At 69.7% G+C, this 15,564-nt stretch carries 20 protein-coding genes and 1 tRNA gene; 14 read left to right on the top strand and 7 right to left on the bottom strand.

Going from position 1 to position 15,564, the window contains the following annotated elements; genetic code table 11:
• The first annotated feature begins 201 nt into the window (after positions 1–201).
• From Q8N10_RS19875 to Q8N10_RS21105, 5 genes are all read left to right on the top strand, one after another.
• Entirely contained in the window at positions 202–1,593 is a 1,392-nt protein-coding gene (locus tag Q8N10_RS19875) for an FAD-binding oxidoreductase (RefSeq protein ID WP_304774909.1), read from the top strand.
• A gap of 85 nt (positions 1,594–1,678) precedes the next feature.
• On the top strand, positions 1,679–2,203 hold the full coding sequence (locus Q8N10_RS19870; protein ID WP_304774907.1) for an SCP2 sterol-binding domain-containing protein: 525 nt from the start codon (positions 1,679–1,681) through the stop codon (positions 2,201–2,203).
• Positions 2,203–3,195 (top strand): peptidase U32 family protein, encoded by a 993-nt coding sequence (locus Q8N10_RS19865; protein ID WP_304774904.1) that lies wholly within the window; start codon positions 2,203–2,205, stop codon positions 3,193–3,195. Before Q8N10_RS19870 ends, Q8N10_RS19865 begins: the two co-directional genes overlap by 1 nt.
• Positions 3,192–4,100: a U32 family peptidase gene (locus tag Q8N10_RS19860; RefSeq protein ID WP_304774902.1), complete on the top strand. Its 909-nt coding sequence runs from the start codon at positions 3,192–3,194 to the stop codon at positions 4,098–4,100. Before Q8N10_RS19865 ends, Q8N10_RS19860 begins: the two co-directional genes overlap by 4 nt.
• The gene (locus Q8N10_RS21105) at positions 4,097–5,329 is read left to right on the top strand and encodes an NAD(P)/FAD-dependent oxidoreductase (protein WP_370690164.1); all 1,233 of its coding nucleotides are present in this window, start codon (positions 4,097–4,099) and stop codon (positions 5,327–5,329) included. The genes Q8N10_RS19860 and Q8N10_RS21105 overlap by 4 nt, the downstream gene beginning before the upstream one ends.
• On the opposite strand, the gene Q8N10_RS19850 is transcribed toward Q8N10_RS21105, so the two are convergent.
• Positions 5,286–5,361 (bottom strand) — tRNA-Ile (locus Q8N10_RS19850). The two genes, Q8N10_RS21105 and Q8N10_RS19850, sit on opposite strands and share 44 nt — an antisense overlap.
• Before the next feature lie 145 nt (positions 5,362–5,506).
• Here Q8N10_RS19850 and Q8N10_RS19845 point away from each other — a divergent pair.
• On the top strand, positions 5,507–6,244 hold the full coding sequence (locus Q8N10_RS19845; RefSeq protein WP_304774897.1) for an SIMPL domain-containing protein: 738 nt from the start codon (positions 5,507–5,509) through the stop codon (positions 6,242–6,244).
• Positions 6,245–6,291: 47 nt separating this feature from the next.
• Here the strand turns inward: Q8N10_RS19845 and Q8N10_RS19840 are convergent, their stop codons facing one another.
• Positions 6,292–6,756: a hypothetical protein gene (locus Q8N10_RS19840; protein WP_304774894.1), complete on the bottom strand. Its 465-nt coding sequence runs from the start codon at positions 6,754–6,756 to the stop codon at positions 6,292–6,294.
• Positions 6,753–7,109 (bottom strand): aspartate 1-decarboxylase, encoded by a 357-nt coding sequence (gene panD / locus Q8N10_RS19835; protein WP_304774891.1) that lies wholly within the window; start codon positions 7,107–7,109, stop codon positions 6,753–6,755. The genes Q8N10_RS19840 and panD overlap by 4 nt, the downstream gene beginning before the upstream one ends.
• Positions 7,110–7,375: 266 nt before the next feature.
• Here panD and Q8N10_RS19830 point away from each other — a divergent pair, with 266 nt between their 5' ends.
• From Q8N10_RS19830 to Q8N10_RS19820, 3 genes are read left to right on the top strand one after another with little or no spacing between them, the layout of a single operon-like run.
• Positions 7,376–7,990 (top strand): hypothetical protein, encoded by a 615-nt coding sequence (locus Q8N10_RS19830; protein WP_304774889.1) that lies wholly within the window; start codon positions 7,376–7,378, stop codon positions 7,988–7,990.
• A 3-nt stretch (positions 7,991–7,993) separates the two neighbouring features.
• Positions 7,994–8,914, top strand: coding sequence for a M23 family metallopeptidase (locus tag Q8N10_RS19825; protein ID WP_304774887.1), 921 nt, complete (start codon positions 7,994–7,996; stop codon positions 8,912–8,914).
• The gene (locus Q8N10_RS19820; protein WP_304774885.1) at positions 8,911–9,453 is read left to right on the top strand and encodes a sulfotransferase family protein; all 543 of its coding nucleotides are present in this window, start codon (positions 8,911–8,913) and stop codon (positions 9,451–9,453) included. Before Q8N10_RS19825 ends, Q8N10_RS19820 begins: the two co-directional genes overlap by 4 nt.
• Before the next feature lie 213 nt (positions 9,454–9,666).
• Here Q8N10_RS19820 and Q8N10_RS19815 read toward each other — a convergent pair whose 3' ends face one another.
• The 3 genes from Q8N10_RS19815 to Q8N10_RS19805 all read right to left on the bottom strand — a co-directional run bounded on the left by Q8N10_RS19815 (position 9,667) and on the right by Q8N10_RS19805 (position 11,777).
• Positions 9,667–10,260 carry a chloramphenicol phosphotransferase CPT family protein gene (locus Q8N10_RS19815; RefSeq protein ID WP_304774883.1) on the bottom strand — a complete coding sequence of 198 codons (594 nt, stop codon included), beginning with the start codon at positions 10,258–10,260 and terminating at the stop codon, positions 9,667–9,669.
• The gene (locus Q8N10_RS19810; RefSeq protein ID WP_304774882.1) at positions 10,260–10,706 is read right to left on the bottom strand and encodes a hypothetical protein; all 447 of its coding nucleotides are present in this window, start codon (positions 10,704–10,706) and stop codon (positions 10,260–10,262) included. The genes Q8N10_RS19815 and Q8N10_RS19810 overlap by 1 nt, the downstream gene beginning before the upstream one ends.
• 210 nt (positions 10,707–10,916) lie before the next feature.
• Entirely contained in the window at positions 10,917–11,777 is an 861-nt protein-coding gene (locus Q8N10_RS19805; RefSeq protein ID WP_304774880.1) for an alpha/beta hydrolase, read from the bottom strand.
• 161 nt (positions 11,778–11,938) lie between these two features.
• Here Q8N10_RS19805 and Q8N10_RS19800 point away from each other — a divergent pair, with 161 nt between their 5' ends.
• Entirely contained in the window at positions 11,939–13,189 is a 1,251-nt protein-coding gene (locus tag Q8N10_RS19800) for a serine hydrolase (protein ID WP_304774878.1), read from the top strand.
• Positions 13,190–13,195: 6 nt separating this feature from the next.
• Here the strand turns inward: Q8N10_RS19800 and Q8N10_RS19795 are convergent, their stop codons facing one another.
• Positions 13,196–13,555: a hypothetical protein gene (locus Q8N10_RS19795; protein ID WP_304774876.1), complete on the bottom strand. Its 360-nt coding sequence runs from the start codon at positions 13,553–13,555 to the stop codon at positions 13,196–13,198.
• 118 nt (positions 13,556–13,673) lie between these two features.
• On the opposite strand from Q8N10_RS19795, the gene Q8N10_RS19790 reads away from it, so the two are divergent.
• The 4 genes from Q8N10_RS19790 (at position 13,674) to Q8N10_RS19775 (ending at position 15,561) form a co-directional block, all read left to right on the top strand.
• On the top strand, positions 13,674–14,057 hold the full coding sequence (locus tag Q8N10_RS19790) for a helix-turn-helix transcriptional regulator (RefSeq protein WP_304774874.1): 384 nt from the start codon (positions 13,674–13,676) through the stop codon (positions 14,055–14,057).
• Positions 14,057–14,629: a DUF899 family protein gene (locus Q8N10_RS19785; RefSeq protein WP_304774871.1), complete on the top strand. Its 573-nt coding sequence runs from the start codon at positions 14,057–14,059 to the stop codon at positions 14,627–14,629. Before Q8N10_RS19790 ends, Q8N10_RS19785 begins: the two co-directional genes overlap by 1 nt.
• Before the next feature lie 71 nt (positions 14,630–14,700).
• On the top strand, positions 14,701–14,922 hold the full coding sequence (locus Q8N10_RS19780) for a flagellar basal body rod C-terminal domain-containing protein (RefSeq protein ID WP_304774868.1): 222 nt from the start codon (positions 14,701–14,703) through the stop codon (positions 14,920–14,922).
• An 18-nt stretch (positions 14,923–14,940) separates the two neighbouring features.
• The gene (locus Q8N10_RS19775; protein WP_304774866.1) at positions 14,941–15,561 is read left to right on the top strand and encodes a TIGR02466 family protein; all 621 of its coding nucleotides are present in this window, start codon (positions 14,941–14,943) and stop codon (positions 15,559–15,561) included.
• Positions 15,562–15,564 lie beyond the last annotated feature (3 nt).

Below are 15,564 nucleotides of genomic sequence, written 5' to 3'. Positions count from 1 at the left end.
CGAGCCTATCCCGGCCTCCGCCAAGCGCCCTTGCCCGCCGTCAAAGGGCGCCTTGATGTCTGCCCGAGGGTGCGACACCCCAGGGTCGCCGCACGCCGCCGCATGTCGCATGACCCGCGAGGAGGGCGCGTCCGTTTGATTCTGATCATTCGGACCTCGCCCAGGTGAGAGGAGACTGCCGCCGAACCCCCCGGAGGCGGAATGGATACCTTGCTGGCCGACCTTGAGGCGCTGCTGGGCGCCGAGCACATACTGACCGGCGCGGAGGCGACCGGATGGGCCTTCAGTTCCTGGACCCGGCTGGGCGCGCCGCGGGCGATCCTGCGGCCCGCCACCACTCAGGAGGTGTCGGGGATCCTGCGCCTGGCTCACGCCGCCCGTGCGGCCGTGGTCCCTTGGGGCGGCCGCACGGGCCTGGTGGACGGCGCCTTCGCCGAAGGCGCTCTGGCGCTCAGCCTCGACCGCATGACCGCGGTCGAGGAGATCGACCCGCTCGGCGCCACCATGACCGTTCAGGCCGGTTGCGTCCTTGAGGCCGCCTGCGCCGCGGCGACCGCGGAGGACCTGTTCCTGCCGGTGGACCTGGGTGCGCGGGGCTCGGCCACCATCGGCGGGGTCGTCTCCACCAATGCCGGCGGCAACCGGGTGCTCCGCTACGGCATGACGCGGGACTCCGTCCTGGGCCTGGAAGCGGTGCTGGCCGACGGGACGGTGATCTCCTCCCTCAACCACTTGATCAAGAACAACGCCGGCTACGATCTCAAGCAGCTCTTCATCGGATCGGAGGGCACCCTGGGGGTGGTGACCCGTGCGGTGTTCCGGCTGCGCCCCAGGCCGGTGTCGCAGGAAACGGCCTGGCTGGCCGTGGATCGGTTCGAGGCCCTGTCGCCCCTGCTGCGGTCCCTGGAGTCGTCTCTGGCCGGCTCGCTGTCGGCCTTCGAGGTGATGTGGCCGGCCTTCTATGACCTCGTCACCACCCCGCCGGCGGCGGGCCGCCCCATCCTGCCCGCAGGCCACGCCTATTACGTGCTGGTGGAGGCCCTGGGGCCGGATCTGATCCGCGACGCCGCGCGGTTCGAACAGGTGCTGACCGACGCTCTCGAGAGCGGCCTCGTGGCCGACGCGGCCATCGCCAAGTCCCAGGCCGAGCGGGACCGCATGTGGGCCCTGCGGGACGACGTCGCCCAGACCGCCCGCAACGGTCCCATCATCACCTTCGACGTCAGCCTGCCCATCGCGGCGATGGAAGCCTATGTCGCCGAGGTCCGCGGCGCGCTGGCCGCCCGTTGGCCACAGGCGGGGATGACCGTCTTCGGCCACCTGGGCGACGGCAACCTGCACCTGATCATTGGCGTCGTCGAACCTGACACCCGCTCGGAGATCGAGGAGATGGTCTATGGGCCGCTTCGCGCCCGCGCCGGCTCGATCTCCGCCGAGCACGGGATCGGCCTGCAGAAGCGCCCCTACCTCGCCTATTCCCGCAACCCCGAGGAGCTCGCCCTGATGCGCACGCTGAAGACGGCCCTGGACCCGCGCGGCATCCTCAATCCCGGCAAGGTCATCCCGCTTGATGATCGGCAAAGCCTGACTTGAGCAAGTTCCGCGGGTGCGGCGGCCATTGGGCCGTTCCCCGCGCCGCAGGACGCGCGCCAAGTTGGTGGCCGAAGAGGTTCCGCTCATGCGTACGAGACACAGGCTCCGAGCCCGACGACAGGGCGACGCCGCCGAGCTGCTGATGGCCTTGCGACCACCGGCCGAGTGGGTGCTGAGTGCGGCCCTGCGGCGGCTGGCTCGGCGGCGGCCCGAGGTCTTTGAGCGGCTGGGCGCCTTTGGCGAGGCGGCTTTCGTGATTGTCCCCGACGGATCTCCGGTGGCCTTCCGGCTCGCTCCGCAGGGCGCCTCGGCGGGTGTCCAGGTGCGTCGGCGCAACGACCGCTCACCCAGCGTTGCGCGGATCGAGGGCCCGCTCGGCGCCCTGCTAGGCTTGTTCGACGGCTCCGTGGACGCCGACGCCGCGTTCTTTTCCAGGGCGATCCGGGTGAGCGGCGACATCGAGGCGGTGATGGCCCTGCACAACACCCTGGAGGCCGCCGACCTGACTCTCGCCGACCTGCTGGGCCTGTCGGGACCAGCCAGCCAGATGGCCAACGAAGCCGTCCGCTTCGCCCGCACGGCCGCCAGCGCCAAGGCTGCGTGGGCCTGATGGGATCGATCGAACTCGTCTGCCCGGCCGGCTCGCCGGCCATGCTTCGGGCGGCTATCGAAGCCGGCGCCGACAGCGTCTATTGCGGCCTGCGCGATGAGACCAACGCCCGCAACTTCCCCGGCCTGAACTTTTCCCCCGCTGAATTGAAGGCGGCCGCCGCATGGGCCCATGATCGCGGCGGCAAGGTGCTGGTGGCGGTGAACACCTTCGCCCGCGCCGGCGAGGTCGACGCCTGGCGGGCTTCGGTGGACAGCGCCGCGGCCGCGGGCGCCGACGCCATCATCGTCGCCGACCTGGGGGTGCTGGCCTACGCCCAGGCCCAGCATCCCGGGTTGAGGCTCCACCTCTCGGTCCAGGCCGCCGCCGGCTCAGCCGAGGCCATCGCCTTCTACGCCCAGGCCTATGGCGTGAAGCGGGTGGTCCTGCCCCGCGTCCTGTCCGCGCCGGAGATCGCCGCCCTGGTGCGCGAGACCGATGTGGAGGTGGAGGCCTTTGTCTATGGCGGGCTCTGCGTCATGGCCGAGGGACGCTGCGCCCTGTCCTCCTACGCCACCGGCAAATCCCCCAACCTGGCAGGGGTTTGCTCACCGCCCGAAGCCGTCTCCCTGGAGGAGACCGACGGACTGCTGACCCCGCGCCTCGGGGGCTTCATGATCGACCAGGTCGCGCCGGGAACGGCCGCCGGCTATCCAACCCTCTGCAAGGGCCGCTTCGAGGCCGAGGGGACCGCGTCCCACCTCTTCGAAGACCCCACCAGCCTCAACGCCATGGCCCTGCTGGCGGAACTGCGGACCGCCGGGGTCCGGGCGGTGAAGATCGAGGGCCGTCAGCGCGGCAAGGCCTATGTGGCCCGGGTGGCGGGAGCCTTCCGCGCCGCCCTCGACGCCCTGGACCGCGGCGAGACCACCGCCCCCTACGAAGCGCGCCTCACAGGCTTGGCCGAGGGCGGCCGGGAGACCGCCGGCGCCTACCGGAAGGCCTGGCGATGAGCGACGCCCACATCGAGATCGTCCTGGGCCCGCTGCTGTTCAACTGGTCGCCCGAGCGCATCGCCGACTTCTACGCCGCTGTCGCCGAGGAGAGCGATCTCGACCGCGTCTATCTGGGCGAGGTGGTCTGTGGAAAGCGCGAGCCCTTCATCTCCGGGCCTCTGGCCGAGGCGGCCGAGCGGCTGACGCGCGCCGGCAAGACGGTGGTCTGGTCGACCCAGGCCCTGCCCACGACCCCCCGTGACCGCCGCGGCGTCGCGCAGCTGGCCGGTGGGGAGGGCCTGGTGGAGATCAACGACGTCTCGGCCCTGGCCCATCGCCCCCCCAGCGCGGCCTTCGTGGCCGGGCCCCTGCTCAACATCTACAACGAGGCCGCCGCGCGCGAGCTGATGGCTCGCGGCTGTGTCCGCCTGTGCCCCAATGTCGAGCTGTCGCTGCCGGCTATCGGCCGCCTGGCCCAGGCCTGCCCCGGGCTGGAGATCGAGCTCTTCGCCTATGGGCGCCTGCCCCTCGCCCTGTCGGGGCGCTGCTACCACGCCCGGGTGCGGGGGCTGCACAAGGACTCCTGCCAGCTGGTCTGCGACCGCGATCCCGATGGTCTCGCGGTGCGGACCCTGGAGGGTCAGGACTTCCTGGCGGTGAACGGCGTCCAGACCCTCTCCCATGGGACGCAGGTGGCCGACCTGCCGATCGCCGAGTTGCGCGCGGCCGGGGTCGGAGCCCTGCGCCTGTCGCCCCACACCGGGGACATGCTCAAGGTGATCGCGGCCTTCCGGGGCTTCAGCCAGGGGCGGCTCTCGCCCCAGGACCTGGCGGCCCGGATTCGCGAAGCCGGGCCGCCGGGGCCCCTGGTCAACGGCTATCTGCACGGCCGGGCGGGGGTCGACTGGGCGCCCGCGGCATGAGCGCCTGTCCCTCGCGAAGGGGCTTCGACGTCGTCGTGCTGGGGGGCGGCATCGCCGGCGCGGGCCTGGCCGCCCAACTCGCCGGCGAGCTCCGGGTGGCCCTGGTGGAGCAGGAGCCGCAGCTCGGCTACCACACCACCGGCCGCTCGGCGGCGATGTACATCCCCTCCTATGGCGGCCCTGCGGTCTGGCCCCTGACCGCCGCCAGCCGCGGGTTCTTCGAGGACCCGCCGCGCGGCTTCGCCGGGCGCCTGCTAAGCCCGCGGCCGGTGCTGCACATCGCCCGGGCTGACCAGGCCGACCGCCTTGACGACTTCGCCCGCGGGAGCGCTGGGGTCGCCGCCCTGCGCCGGCTTGGCCGTGACGGGGCCTTGAGGCGGGCGCCGATCCTGAGGCCACAGGCTGTCGCCACCGCCCTGCTGGAGACCGAGGCCGGAGACCTGGACGTGGCGCGGCTGCACGGCGGCATGGTGCGCCGGGCGCGGGAGGCCGGCGCCGTCATCCTCGCCGACGCGGGCTGGCCGCAGATCGATCGCGAGGGCGCGCGATGGCGCGTGCGGACCCGCCAGGCTCTGCTCCTGGCGCCGATCCTGGTCAACGCCACGGGCGCCTGGGCCGACGCAACCGCCCAGGCCGCCGGGCTTGCGCCGATAGGCCTGACGCCACGGCTGAGGACCGCCATCCTGGTCGACGCGCCCCGCGAGATCGGCTTCCATGACTGGCCGGTGGTGAAGGATATCGACGAGCGCTTCTACTTCCGCCCCTTCGGCGGGCGGCTGCTGATCACCCCGGCCGATGAGGCGCCGAGCCCACCCTGTGACGCGACCCCCGACGAGTTGGACATCGCCTGCGCCATGCTGCGCTTCCATGATGTGGCCGATCATCCGGTGACTCGAATCCACCACCGCTGGGCGGGTCTGCGCACCTTCGCCTCCGATCGCGCCCCGGTGATCGGCTGGTCGCAGGCCGCGCCGGGGTTCTTCTGGCTGGCCGGGCTGGGGGGCTTTGGCATCCAGACCGCCCCAGCCGTATCTCGACTGGCGGCCGCCCTGGTGCGAGGCCGCCGCCCGCCTCAGGACTTGTCCGACCACGGCGTGGACGCTGAGATCTACAGCCCCGCCCGTTTGAAGCAGTCCCGGGCCGCCTCCGTCCCGTCCCTCGCCGCCCGCATCGACGGAAGCGTGCTGGTGGGCCCGGTAGGACTCGAACCTACAACCAGACCGTTATGAGCGGTCGGCTCTAACCATTGAGCTACAGGCCCCTGCAGCGACGGGGCGGGTTACCACGGGCTGCACGACCATTAAAGCCGCCGTTCAGCTTGGCCTTGTCATCAGGGAACCCAGCGCCGCGTTCACCGTTCAAATGCGGGGTGTTACAGTCAAGCTCGCACCCTCTGGGAGATACCTATGAAAACCTTCGTCCGCGCCGGCGCCCTCAGCCTGCTCCTGGCCACCACGATCGCGGCCCCCGCCGCCCTGGCCCAGGCCGCCCCGCCCGCCGCCGACTCCATGTTCCGCGCCACCACCCTGAACCTCTCGGCCTATGGCGAGAGCCGCGTCGCGCCGGACATGGCCACCATCAATCTCGGCGTGAACACCGAGGCGCCCACCGCCTCGGCCGCCATGGCCGCCAACGCGACGCAGATGAACAAGATCTTCGCGGCCCTGCGCCGCGCCGGCATCGCCGACAAGGACATCCAGACCTCGGGCCTCAACCTCAACGCGCAGTACGACTACGTGGAGAACAACCCGCCCCGCCTGCGCGGCTATCAGGCGACCAACCAGGTCACCGTCACCGTCCGTGACCTGGCCCGCCTGGGCTCGGCCGTCGACGCCACGGTCAGCGCCGGCGCCAACCAGGTGAACGGCATCTCCTTTGGCCTCACCGATCCCACCGCCGCCGAGAACGCCGCCCGCGAGGCCGCGGTCAAGGCGCTGAGCGACAAGGCCAACCTCTATGCGCGGGCCACCGGCTACCGTGTCGGTCGCCTGGTGACGCTCAGCGAAGGCGGCGGCTACACCCCGCCCTCCCCCATGCCGATGATGGCCACGGCGCGGATGGAAAAGGACAGCTCCACCCCCATCGCCGGCGGCGAGCTGCGGGTGCGGGTGGACGTGACCGGGCTCTACGAGCTGACGCGCTAAACGAGATCTTTCCTCCCCCGTTTACGGGGGAGGAAAGAGGGCGCGGCCTACCGCTTGATCAGGCCGACCTTCTCGAAGGCGAACTTCAGCTTGTCGGCGATCACCACGCCGGGCGGGGTGTTGGGGCCTTCCATGGCCGCGGCGTAGACCAGCTCGTCGTGGGTCTCGACCGGACCGGCCGCCCAGCCCACCGTCCGCCCGCCGTCCGGAGCGCTGGGGCAGCTGATGTTCACCGGCTGGCGGCTCTTTGAGGTCACGTTCAACAGGTCTTCCAGCGTCCGTGTCGCGCCGTTGCAGGCCGGCAGGGTCCGCGCGCAGGTGACGTTGGAGCCGAAGCGGTGGACGATCTCCCCCGAACCGGTCTCGCCGATCAGCACGCAGGTTCCCGGGTCGCCCACCGTGTCGTTGATCGCCGCATCCAGGGCCGCAGTATCCACGCCCTTGAGGACCGCCGGCGAGCATGCCGCCAGGCTCAGAGCCAGGGCCGCCGCCAGGGTCAGGCGCGGGCTCACGCGGCCTGCTTCATCTCGTTGGCGTCGTCCAGCAGCACGACGGTCGGCGAATAGTTGCGGGCCTCCTCGGCCGGCAGCATGCCGTAGGTGACAATGATGACCTTGTCGCCCTTCTGGACCAGGCGGGCGGCGGCGCCGTTGACCCCGATCACCTTGGAGCCGCGCGGCGCCTCGATGGCGTAGGTGGTGAAGCGGGCGCCGGTGGTGATGTTCAGCACATCCACCTGCTCGTGCGGCAGGATGCCAGAGGCGTCCAGCAGAGCGCGGTCTATGGCGATGGAGCCTTCATAGTCCATGTCGGCCTGGGTCACCGTCGCACGGTGAAGTTTGGCCTTCATCAGGGTCACCAGCATAGGCCGTCCTTACGCACAGGCGCGCGGTCAGCAATCCGCCCCGCGACAGGACTTTCATATAGCCAGTAAGGGGCGCCCGTTCAATTGCCGCGACGCAACATGTTGACCCAGGGTCAACCTCACTCCGCGCCTCGGCTCAATCCTCAGGCGAATTCGCCAACGTTTTCGGCGCGCCACCGCCAAATTCACACGCCTGCTGCAACCCCGGGTTAACAGCGAAGCTCAAATGCGCGAGACTTTGACATTGACGTGATGGCGGGGGCCCAATGCGAAATCCCAAGATCCGAGCCTTGATCGTGGCGGGCGCGACGCTCGCTGCGGTGACCGCCAGCGCCCAGGTGGCGCCCACGCCCGCGCCGTCCACCCGTCCTGGCGCGACCCGCCCCCCGCCCCCCGGCGGCGTCGACTGGGCCGGCGCGGTGGGCGGCCTGCGCCAGAGCGGCGGCGGCAATTCCCCAATCGGACGCGGCCTGGATCAGGCCGCGGTGAACAAGACCCGGGTGCCGATCCTGCTGCCCGCCGACCCCGACCTGATGGGCGGCGCGCGGATCTATTCCTTCGGCGACTACTATTCGATCACCGCCAACCTTTCGGGCGCGCGGGTCTCGCTGACCGGCACGGCGCAAACCACGCCCCTGCCGGCGGGCTCCAAGCTGAACCTGCCCAATGTCGGGCCCGAGCAACTGGTGGTGCAGCGCACGGTGGACGGCCAGCTGGCCAGCTTCGTCCGCTATGGCGTGCTCTACACCGCCGAACTGCGCTGCGACGCGCCTTCGGACCCCCGCTGCCGGACCGAGACCTATGTGCGCTCCCTGGTGGTCAGGAGCACCGTCGTCGTCATGGGCAAGGCGGCCCGCCAGGCCGCCGGACTGGGAGCCTAGGAGATGCGCGCCCCTCTGATCTTCCTGATCCTCATCATTCTCGCGGTCCTGGCCCTGGTGGGATACAATTCCGGCTGGTTTGGAACGCCATCCTCCGCGCCGACGCACACCACGGCGGGCGACATCCTGCCGGGAGGCCCCCTGCCCGACGGCGCCACGGCCGAGCCCGATGAACCGGTCGGCGACGGCGGCGCCGAGCAACTCCCCGACGAGGCCCAGGCCGAGGCCCCCGTCGATCCGGTGAAGACCCCCGACGTCCCGTCCGCCGGCAGCTTCGGCCACTTTGCGGCCGGAGACCTGCTGCCGAAGTCCGGCTCCGGCTATCTCGACCGCACCGCCTGGTCGCCCCAGCTCTGCTTCCCCTTCGCCGACGACGCCTTCGCCAACTCCCAGGTCTATGGGGCCGGGGGCGGCATGGGCCCGAAGGACAAGCCCAGCCAGTGCGACGCCAGCAACTACAGCCTGCCGTGGCGCGACAACTTCTGTGAGAGCCGCGGCCATGCGAGCCCCCTCTGCGCCACCGGCAAGGGCCACCAGGGCCAGGACATCCGCCCGGCCACCTGCAAGAAGGACAAGCACTGGGTGGTGGCCGCCGAGGACGGGATCATCACCGACATGGGGACCTACACCGTCACCCTGACCGGCTCGGCGCCGCCGCACCGCGTCTATCGCTACCTGCACATGCGGATGAACCAGCTGGCCGTGAAGGAAGGCGCCGTGGTCAAGGCCGGCGACAACCTGGGCAAGGCCTCCAACGACTTCGGCGGCACCCCCACCACCATCCACATGCACTTCGAGATCCGCTCCGGGGTGGCCGGAACCTCGACGGACGGCAAGGCGGTGAAGCTGCACACCTTCCTGCCCCCCTATCAGAGCCTGGTGGCCGCCTATGACCGCAAACGCGCGGGGCAGGCTTGTCAGTGACGCGGGACGACGACCTTCCGCCCCGCTGCTGGGGCGTAGGCCTGGTGCGGACGGGCAACACCTCGTTCTGCGAGGCCCTGACCCTGCTAGGCTATGACCCGGTCGCCCAGAGCCCCGGGTTCGAGCAGCTGCGCACCCTGCGAGGCGGCAGCGAGAACGGCGTCGTCCTGCACTACAAGTACCTGGACTACATCTTCCCCGGCTCGAAGTTCGTGCTGATGACCCGACCGCTCGACGCCTGGCTGGCCTCGATGCTCCATGCCCACACCGCTGACCCACGCCCCATCGCCGGCCAGCACGACCGCATCGCTCGACGCATGGCGATCTACGAGACAGTGGGTTACGACACAGCGATCCTGACGGCGTCCTTCCACCGCCACCACGCCGATGTTCGCCGCTATTTCGCGGACCGGCCCGACGACCTGCTGGAAATGGACATCACCGCCGGCGACGGCTGGGACAAACTCTGCCCGTTCCTGAGCGTGCCCGTCCCGGAGGCGGTCTTTCCAAGGCTGAACGCTGGCGTCGCGGCCACCTAGCGAGTCCTTCTCCCCTTGCGGGAGAAGGTGGCCCTGCGGAGCAGGGTCGGATGAGGGGTCGATATGCCTTTCAAGCAAACCCACACCGTCATCCCGGCCATACCGAAGCGGAGAGCCGGGATGACGGTAGTTCTTGTCCTGGCAGCGCAGCGCGACCCCTCATCCGTCAGCTACGCTGACACCTTCTCCCGCAAGGGGAGAAGGACCAGCCTATCAAAGCCCGAACGCGTCGCGGATCAGCACCGCGTTCTGCGCCGGGGTCGTCGCCGAGGTGTCGATCTCCAGGTCGTAGGCCCGGCCCTGGTGCACGCGGTCGTATTGCCAGCGGGCCAGGCCTATCTGCCGGTCGCCGCGCGCCCGTTCGCGGGCCTCCAGCGCCTCCAGCGGCGCGAACAGCCCCACGAAGCGGACCTCGAACCGCGACAGCAGGGCGCGATAGTCGGCCTCGTCGGCGGGATCGAGGATCACGTCATCGACGATCAGCTGGTTTCCCTGCCTAGCCATCGCCGCGATGGCCTGGCGCATGCCGCGCATGGCGGCCTCCATCACCGGCCCGGTGCGGATCGCCACCGACGGCTTGCCGTCCGCCTCCAGGGTCTCGAAGATCATCCCGTCGGCGTGGCCGAACATCGCCTCGGGCAGCATGTCGAGGAAGGCGTCCATGGCGACATGCAGGAACGGCCGGGCGCAGATCTCCTGCAGCGCCCGGGCCGTCGAACTCTTCCCGGCGCTGCCGCTGCCGTTGAGGATGACGATCTGCACGGGCCGCGACATGGCGCCGACCGTGGCCGAAACAGCCGAGCCCATCAACCGACCCCATGGGGAAACGCCCGGATGTCGGGCTCGAGCCACCCGCGCCGCGCCTCGACGGAGAACAGGCGCGTCCCGGTCCAGTAGGCCATCAGCCAGCCGGGGTTCCCCAGCGGCGACACCATCAGGTCGTCCACCACCTCGTGCAGCGGGTGATGCTCGGGGTAGCGTCCCAGGAACGCGGTCGCCGCGCCGATCGAGGCGAGCGTGATGGTGTGATGATAGCCCGCGGCGTCAGTATTCTCGACGCCGGTGGCCTCATTGTAGGCGCAGATCAACCCGGGCATGTCGGCCACGACACGGGCTACAGGCCGATCTCTCAGCAGCCACAGGCAGGCGGCGAAATGGGCCGCGTGGGTCCATTCCGCCTTGGGCAGGGATCGTTCGATTATGCCATCGGCGATGCGCGCGACGGCGTCTTCGGACAGGTAGAACTTGGTCATCAGGGTCTCCTTGAGGGGAAAGCCCGGCGGGCAAAGAAAAACCCCGCCGGCCGGGCGGGGTTGGGGGCTCATTCGAGGAGTTCGGGGCCTATCCCGAACAGATCGCGCGCACCCGCACCGCCGAAGGACGGTGTTGCTGTTGCTGAGCATGGGTCGGGGCGCAGGCCATGGTCACGCTTTGGCGGGGCGGCCCCAGGCTGTCAACCGGCGTTATCTGGCCGCGCCGTCCAGGAAGGCGGTCAGGTCGGCCAGGATCGGCGCCTTGTTGCGGAACGGCACCGACAGCGACAGCACCGATCCGGCGTGATCGACGCCCGCATAGTGCTTTTCCTCCACCTGTCCGCCCGCCGCGCGGATGGCGGCGGCGAGCTTCCTGGTGTTGCGGGGATAGACCGTGCGGTCGGCGTCTCCGGTGGCCAGGAAGGCGGCCGGACTGGACCGGCTGGCGTACTGCCCCGGCTGGGTCGCGGCGAGGTCGGCCGCGCCGCCGAAGGTGCGGCGGGTGATCGGCCCGTCGATGGGGATGAAGTCGTAGGGGCCTGACAGACCCGCCACCGCCCGTATGGATTTCGGGTCGACGCCCTGGGCCCTCAGATAGCGCGTATCGAACCCCAGCATCACCGCGTTGTAGGCGCCGGCCGAATGGCCCACCAGGACGATGCGGCTGGGGTCGCCGCCCAGGTCCTTGGCGTGGTCCCTCGCCCAGCGCACAGCCGCCGCGCCATCCTCCAGGAAGCTGGGATAGGTCACCTCGGGATAGATCCGATAGTCCGGCACGACGGTCAGGTAGCCCTGGGCCGCCAGGGCCTGGCCCACCCAGCGATAGTCCTGCCGGCGTCCGGAATCCCAGGACCCACCGTAGAAGAACACCGCCACCGGCGCGGCCGCCTCGGCCTTGCGCGGCGCGTAGACGTCCAGCCTCTGGCGCGAGAGCGGGCCGTAGGCGGTCCCCATATCGGCGCGGGTGGCGGGATCCTTGGGCGTGAAGGTGGAGAACAGGGTCAGGGGCGAACAGGCCGCGGTCAGGGCCGCGGTCGCGGCCGCCAGGCCGAGCCGGAGAGGATGGGTCATGGGCGGTCGTCCCGTCGGCTGAGGTTCCAGACCTCTACGCGCGAAGGCCCGCATCAGACGCAAGGCCCCTCGCCTTTTGCTTGACGGCGCCTGCGTCACCCGTCGCAATCAGCTCGTGACCGCGCGGCCGTGCAGCCCGCGCCAACAGGGTGGAAATCAGTATGGACGGCGATCAATCCTTGGGCGGCTTCAACACGGCGGGCCTCGCCCAGATCGCCCCCAACCTGCAGGGCGTGGTGGACGCGGGCGACCTGTCGGGCTTTGTCACCCTGCTGTGGCGCAAGGGCGAGGTCGCCCAGGTCAACACCATCGGCCTGCGCGACATCGCGTCCGGCAAGCCGATGACCCGCGACACCCTGTTCCGCATCGCCTCGATGACCAAGCCGATCACCTCGGTGGCCCTGCTGATGCTGATGGAAGAGGGCAAGGTGAAGCTCGACGACCCCATTACCAAGTGGGCGCCCGAGTTTGCCAACATGAAGGTCCTGAAGGACCCGACCGGGCCGGTGGATCAGGTCTATGACGCGCCGCGCGAGATCACCATCGACGACCTGATGACCCACCGCTCGGGCCTGGCCTATGGCTTCACCTCTGTAGGCCCCATCGCCCACGCCTATGAAAAGGCGCTGGGGTCGCCGATCGGCAATCCCCACGCGCCGGACATCTGGATGGCGCGGCTCGCCGAACTGCCGCTCTCCTACCCGCCGGGCGACCGCTTCCACTACAGCCACGCCACCGACGTGCTGGGCTTCCTGGTGGGCCGCATCGCCGGGATGGGCTTCCGCGAGTTCCTCATGGAGCGGATTTTCCAGCCCCTCGGCATGACCGACACCGACTTCTGGTGTCCGCCGGAGAAGCGCGACCGGATGGCCCACCTCTACCGGGTCAATCCCGAGACCGACAAACTGCAGGATGTCTCCTTCATCCACGAGGACGCGCCCCCGGCCTTCTGCGGCGGCGGCGGCGGCCTGATCTCGACGGCCGACGACTACCTGACCTTCGCGCGCCTGATGCTGAACAAGGGCGAGCTCGACGGCGTGCGCCTGATCAGCCCCGCCACCTTCGACCTGATGACCACCAACCAGCTCACCGACGCCCAGCGCGAGATCCCCTTCATGGGCATCCCCTTCTGGATGGGCCAGGGCTTCGGCCTCGGCGTCTCGGTGATCACCGACCCCGAGAAGCAGGCCTGGATGGGCGCGGGCTCCAAGGGCGCCTTCGGCTGGCCCGGCGCCTTCGGAACCTGGTGGCAGGCCGACCCGACCGAAGACATGGTCATGCTCTACCTGATCCAGAACTCCATGCCGCTGGGGCCCGAGGCCGCCAGCCAGCTGGCCACCGGCCAACGCATGGGCGGCCGGGTGGCCTTGCCGGTGTTCCAGAAGCTGGTCTACGGCGCGCTCGGAAAGTAGCCCGCTCTAGAAGCCGCTGAGCGGGTCCCGGGCGGCGACGCACATCGCGCGGCCTTCATAGAGGTCGCCGATCAGGCTGCCGTCGCGGGTGGCGGCCTTGCGCGCCTTCTCGTAGGCGATGTTCTCGGCCGGCGCCCGCTCCCCCGGACCGCAGACCGGGGCGGTGACCTTCACGCCTTCGTTGCACAGGCAGAAGTCCTCGCGCTTATCCAGGCGGCTGGCGGGGACCTTGCACACCGCCGGCAGGCTCTGGCCGCCCACATCCAGGCAGATTGTCCGCTCGCTCGGCGGATTGCTCATCGGCTCGGCCAGCGCCGCGCCGGCGCAGGCGGCGAAAGCCAGGCCCGCGATCATCGAAATACGCATCACGAAATTTCTCCAGGAATTCGGGAACATGACACGCCACAAAGGTGGCGGGTTTCCGGCGGATAAACAATCAACAGATCAATTGACTCTCAACACATGTGTTGATTATTCTTCGGCCATGACCCCGGCCCCTATACCTCTTCATGTGGCGCCAGAAGACGCCCTCGACGCGGTCTTCTTCGCCCTGTCGGACCCGGTCCGCCGCGCCATCCTGGAGCGTCTGGACGAGGGCGCCCTGCTGGTCTCCGAACTGGCGGCGCCCTTCGACATCTCGCTCCAGGCGGTCTCCCGCCACATCCAGGTCCTGGTCCGGGCGGGCCTCGTCCATCAGGCCCGCAGCGGCCGCATCAGCCGTTGCACCCTGGACGCCGCGCCCCTGCACGACGCCGCGGTCTGGATGAACCGCTACGCCAAGTACTGGCAGGCCGGCTTCGAAACCCTGGCCCAACACCTCCTGCGCCTCGACGACGAGCGCACCCAATCCAAGAAGGATGACCGGTGATGAACTACGCCCAAGCCAAGGACACCCTGACCGGCCACCGCGCCCAGATCGCCGCCCTGCGCCAGCAGATGCGCGAGGTTCAGCAGGCGGTCGAACCGCAGCCGGTGGAGGAGTACGTCTTCCAGACCCTGGATGGGCCGGTCACGCTGTCGCAGCTGTTTGGCGACAAGAGCGACCTCTTCGTGATCCACAACATGGGGACCGGCTGCACCAGCTGCACCATGTGGGCTGACGGCTTCAACGGGGTCTATGACCACCTGGCCAGCCGCGCGGCCTTCGTGCTCTCCACCCCCAACACCCCGGCCGTCCAGCGTGACTTCGCCGCCGGCCGGAGCTGGCGCTTCCCGATGGTCAGCCATGTGGGGACCAGCTTCACGCAGGACATGGGCTATCGCGGCGAGAACGGCGGCTGGCATCCCGGCGTCTCGGTGTTCCAGAAGCGCGGCGAGCAGATCGTGCGCGTCTCCGACGCCGAACTCGGCCCGGGCGACGACTTCTGCATCACCTACCACCTGTTCGACATGATCCCGGAGGGCGTCACCGCCTGGAGCCCGAAATACGCCTACGCCTGACCCGTTCACCATCTTCGCTGGCGAAGCCTTTACCGCGGGGGTTCAGGGTCAGGTTCACGGAGGGCCTGACCATGAACCCCATCGCCACGGCGCAGTACGGCCTGTTCGCCGCCAGCCAACGCTTCGAAGCCTCCGCCCAGCGGACGGTCCGCATGGGCGATCCGGCCTCCAACGTGGACTACGCCCACGAGGCCGTCGAGCAGATCACCGCCAGGCACGAGTTCAGCGCCAACCTGGCGGTGATCGGGACCGCGGGCGAGATGACCGACAGCCTGCTGGACATCCTGGCCTAGGCCCATTAGCGCGGACGCATGCCAACGCGTCCGCTCTTCGTCACCCAGGTCTACGAAGCCTCCCTCGCCGCCGAGAAGGGGTTCGAGGGCTTCAACGCCGAGCTCGAAGACGCCTGCCGCATGCTGGCCGACGAGGACATGGCCGGGCAGGCTTGGTGCAGAACCAACGCCTATGGCGGCTACACCTCCTACGCCTCACTGGACGACCTGCCGCAGCGGGCCAGCGTGTTCGGCGAGCTCAAGACCAAACTCGATCGCCACGCCAAGGCCTTCGCCGCCGACCTTCAGATGGACCTGCGCGGCGGCCGCCTGAAGCTGGACAGCCTATGGGTCAATATCCTGCGGCCCGGCGCGGCCCACTCCAGCCACATCCACCCCCACAGCGTGCTGTCGGGCACCGTCTATGTCGCCACCCCCAAGGGGGCGAGCGCGCTCAAGCTGGAGGACCCGCGCCTGCCGCTGATGATGGCCGCCCCGCCCCGACTGGCGGACGCCGAGGAGAGCGCCAGGACCTTCGTCTATCTGCGGCCCGAGCCGGGAAGCCTGATCCTCTGGGAAAGCTGGTTGCGCCACGAGGTCCCGCCCAACGCCGCCAAGCGCGAGCGGATCTCCATCAGCTTCAACTACGGCTGGCGCTAGGCG

Source organism: Phenylobacterium sp., from assembly GCF_030693625.1.
Lineage (GTDB): Bacteria > Pseudomonadota > Alphaproteobacteria > Caulobacterales > Caulobacteraceae > Phenylobacterium > Phenylobacterium ferrooxidans.
This window is presented reverse-complemented; position numbering and strand designations above follow the sequence as displayed.

Bases quoted from the DNA above. Each gene is read 5' to 3' on its own strand.
- Q8N10_RS19780 (WP_304774868.1), top strand. From the start codon at position 14,701: ATGAACCCCATCGCCACGGCGCAGTACGGCCTGTTCGCCGCCAGCCAA.
- Q8N10_RS19805 (WP_304774880.1), bottom strand. From the start codon at position 11,777: ATGACCCATCCTCTCCGGCTCGGCCTGGCGGCCGCGACCGCGGCCCTG.
- Q8N10_RS19810 (WP_304774882.1), bottom strand. From the start codon at position 10,706: ATGACCAAGTTCTACCTGTCCGAAGACGCCGTCGCGCGCATCGCCGAT.
- Q8N10_RS19775 (WP_304774866.1), top strand. From the start codon at position 14,941: ATGCCAACGCGTCCGCTCTTCGTCACCCAGGTCTACGAAGCCTCCCTC.
- Q8N10_RS19785 (WP_304774871.1), top strand. From the start codon at position 14,057: ATGAACTACGCCCAAGCCAAGGACACCCTGACCGGCCACCGCGCCCAG.
- Q8N10_RS19875 (WP_304774909.1), top strand. From the start codon at position 202: ATGGATACCTTGCTGGCCGACCTTGAGGCGCTGCTGGGCGCCGAGCAC.
- Q8N10_RS19800 (WP_304774878.1), top strand. From the start codon at position 11,939: ATGGACGGCGATCAATCCTTGGGCGGCTTCAACACGGCGGGCCTCGCC.
- Q8N10_RS19865 (WP_304774904.1), top strand. From the start codon at position 2,203: ATGGGATCGATCGAACTCGTCTGCCCGGCCGGCTCGCCGGCCATGCTT.
- Q8N10_RS19825 (WP_304774887.1), top strand. From the start codon at position 7,994: ATGCGCGCCCCTCTGATCTTCCTGATCCTCATCATTCTCGCGGTCCTG.
- Q8N10_RS19830 (WP_304774889.1), top strand. From the start codon at position 7,376: ATGCGAAATCCCAAGATCCGAGCCTTGATCGTGGCGGGCGCGACGCTC.
- panD (WP_304774891.1), bottom strand. From the start codon at position 7,109: ATGCTGGTGACCCTGATGAAGGCCAAACTTCACCGTGCGACGGTGACC.
- Q8N10_RS19795 (WP_304774876.1), bottom strand. From the start codon at position 13,555: ATGCGTATTTCGATGATCGCGGGCCTGGCTTTCGCCGCCTGCGCCGGC.
- Q8N10_RS19860 (WP_304774902.1), top strand. From the start codon at position 3,192: ATGAGCGACGCCCACATCGAGATCGTCCTGGGCCCGCTGCTGTTCAAC.
- Q8N10_RS19815 (WP_304774883.1), bottom strand. From the start codon at position 10,260: ATGGGCTCGGCTGTTTCGGCCACGGTCGGCGCCATGTCGCGGCCCGTG.
- Q8N10_RS19790 (WP_304774874.1), top strand. From the start codon at position 13,674: ATGACCCCGGCCCCTATACCTCTTCATGTGGCGCCAGAAGACGCCCTC.
- Q8N10_RS19845 (WP_304774897.1), top strand. From the start codon at position 5,507: ATGAAAACCTTCGTCCGCGCCGGCGCCCTCAGCCTGCTCCTGGCCACC.
- Q8N10_RS21105 (WP_370690164.1), top strand. From the start codon at position 4,097: ATGAGCGCCTGTCCCTCGCGAAGGGGCTTCGACGTCGTCGTGCTGGGG.
- Q8N10_RS19870 (WP_304774907.1), top strand. From the start codon at position 1,679: ATGCGTACGAGACACAGGCTCCGAGCCCGACGACAGGGCGACGCCGCC.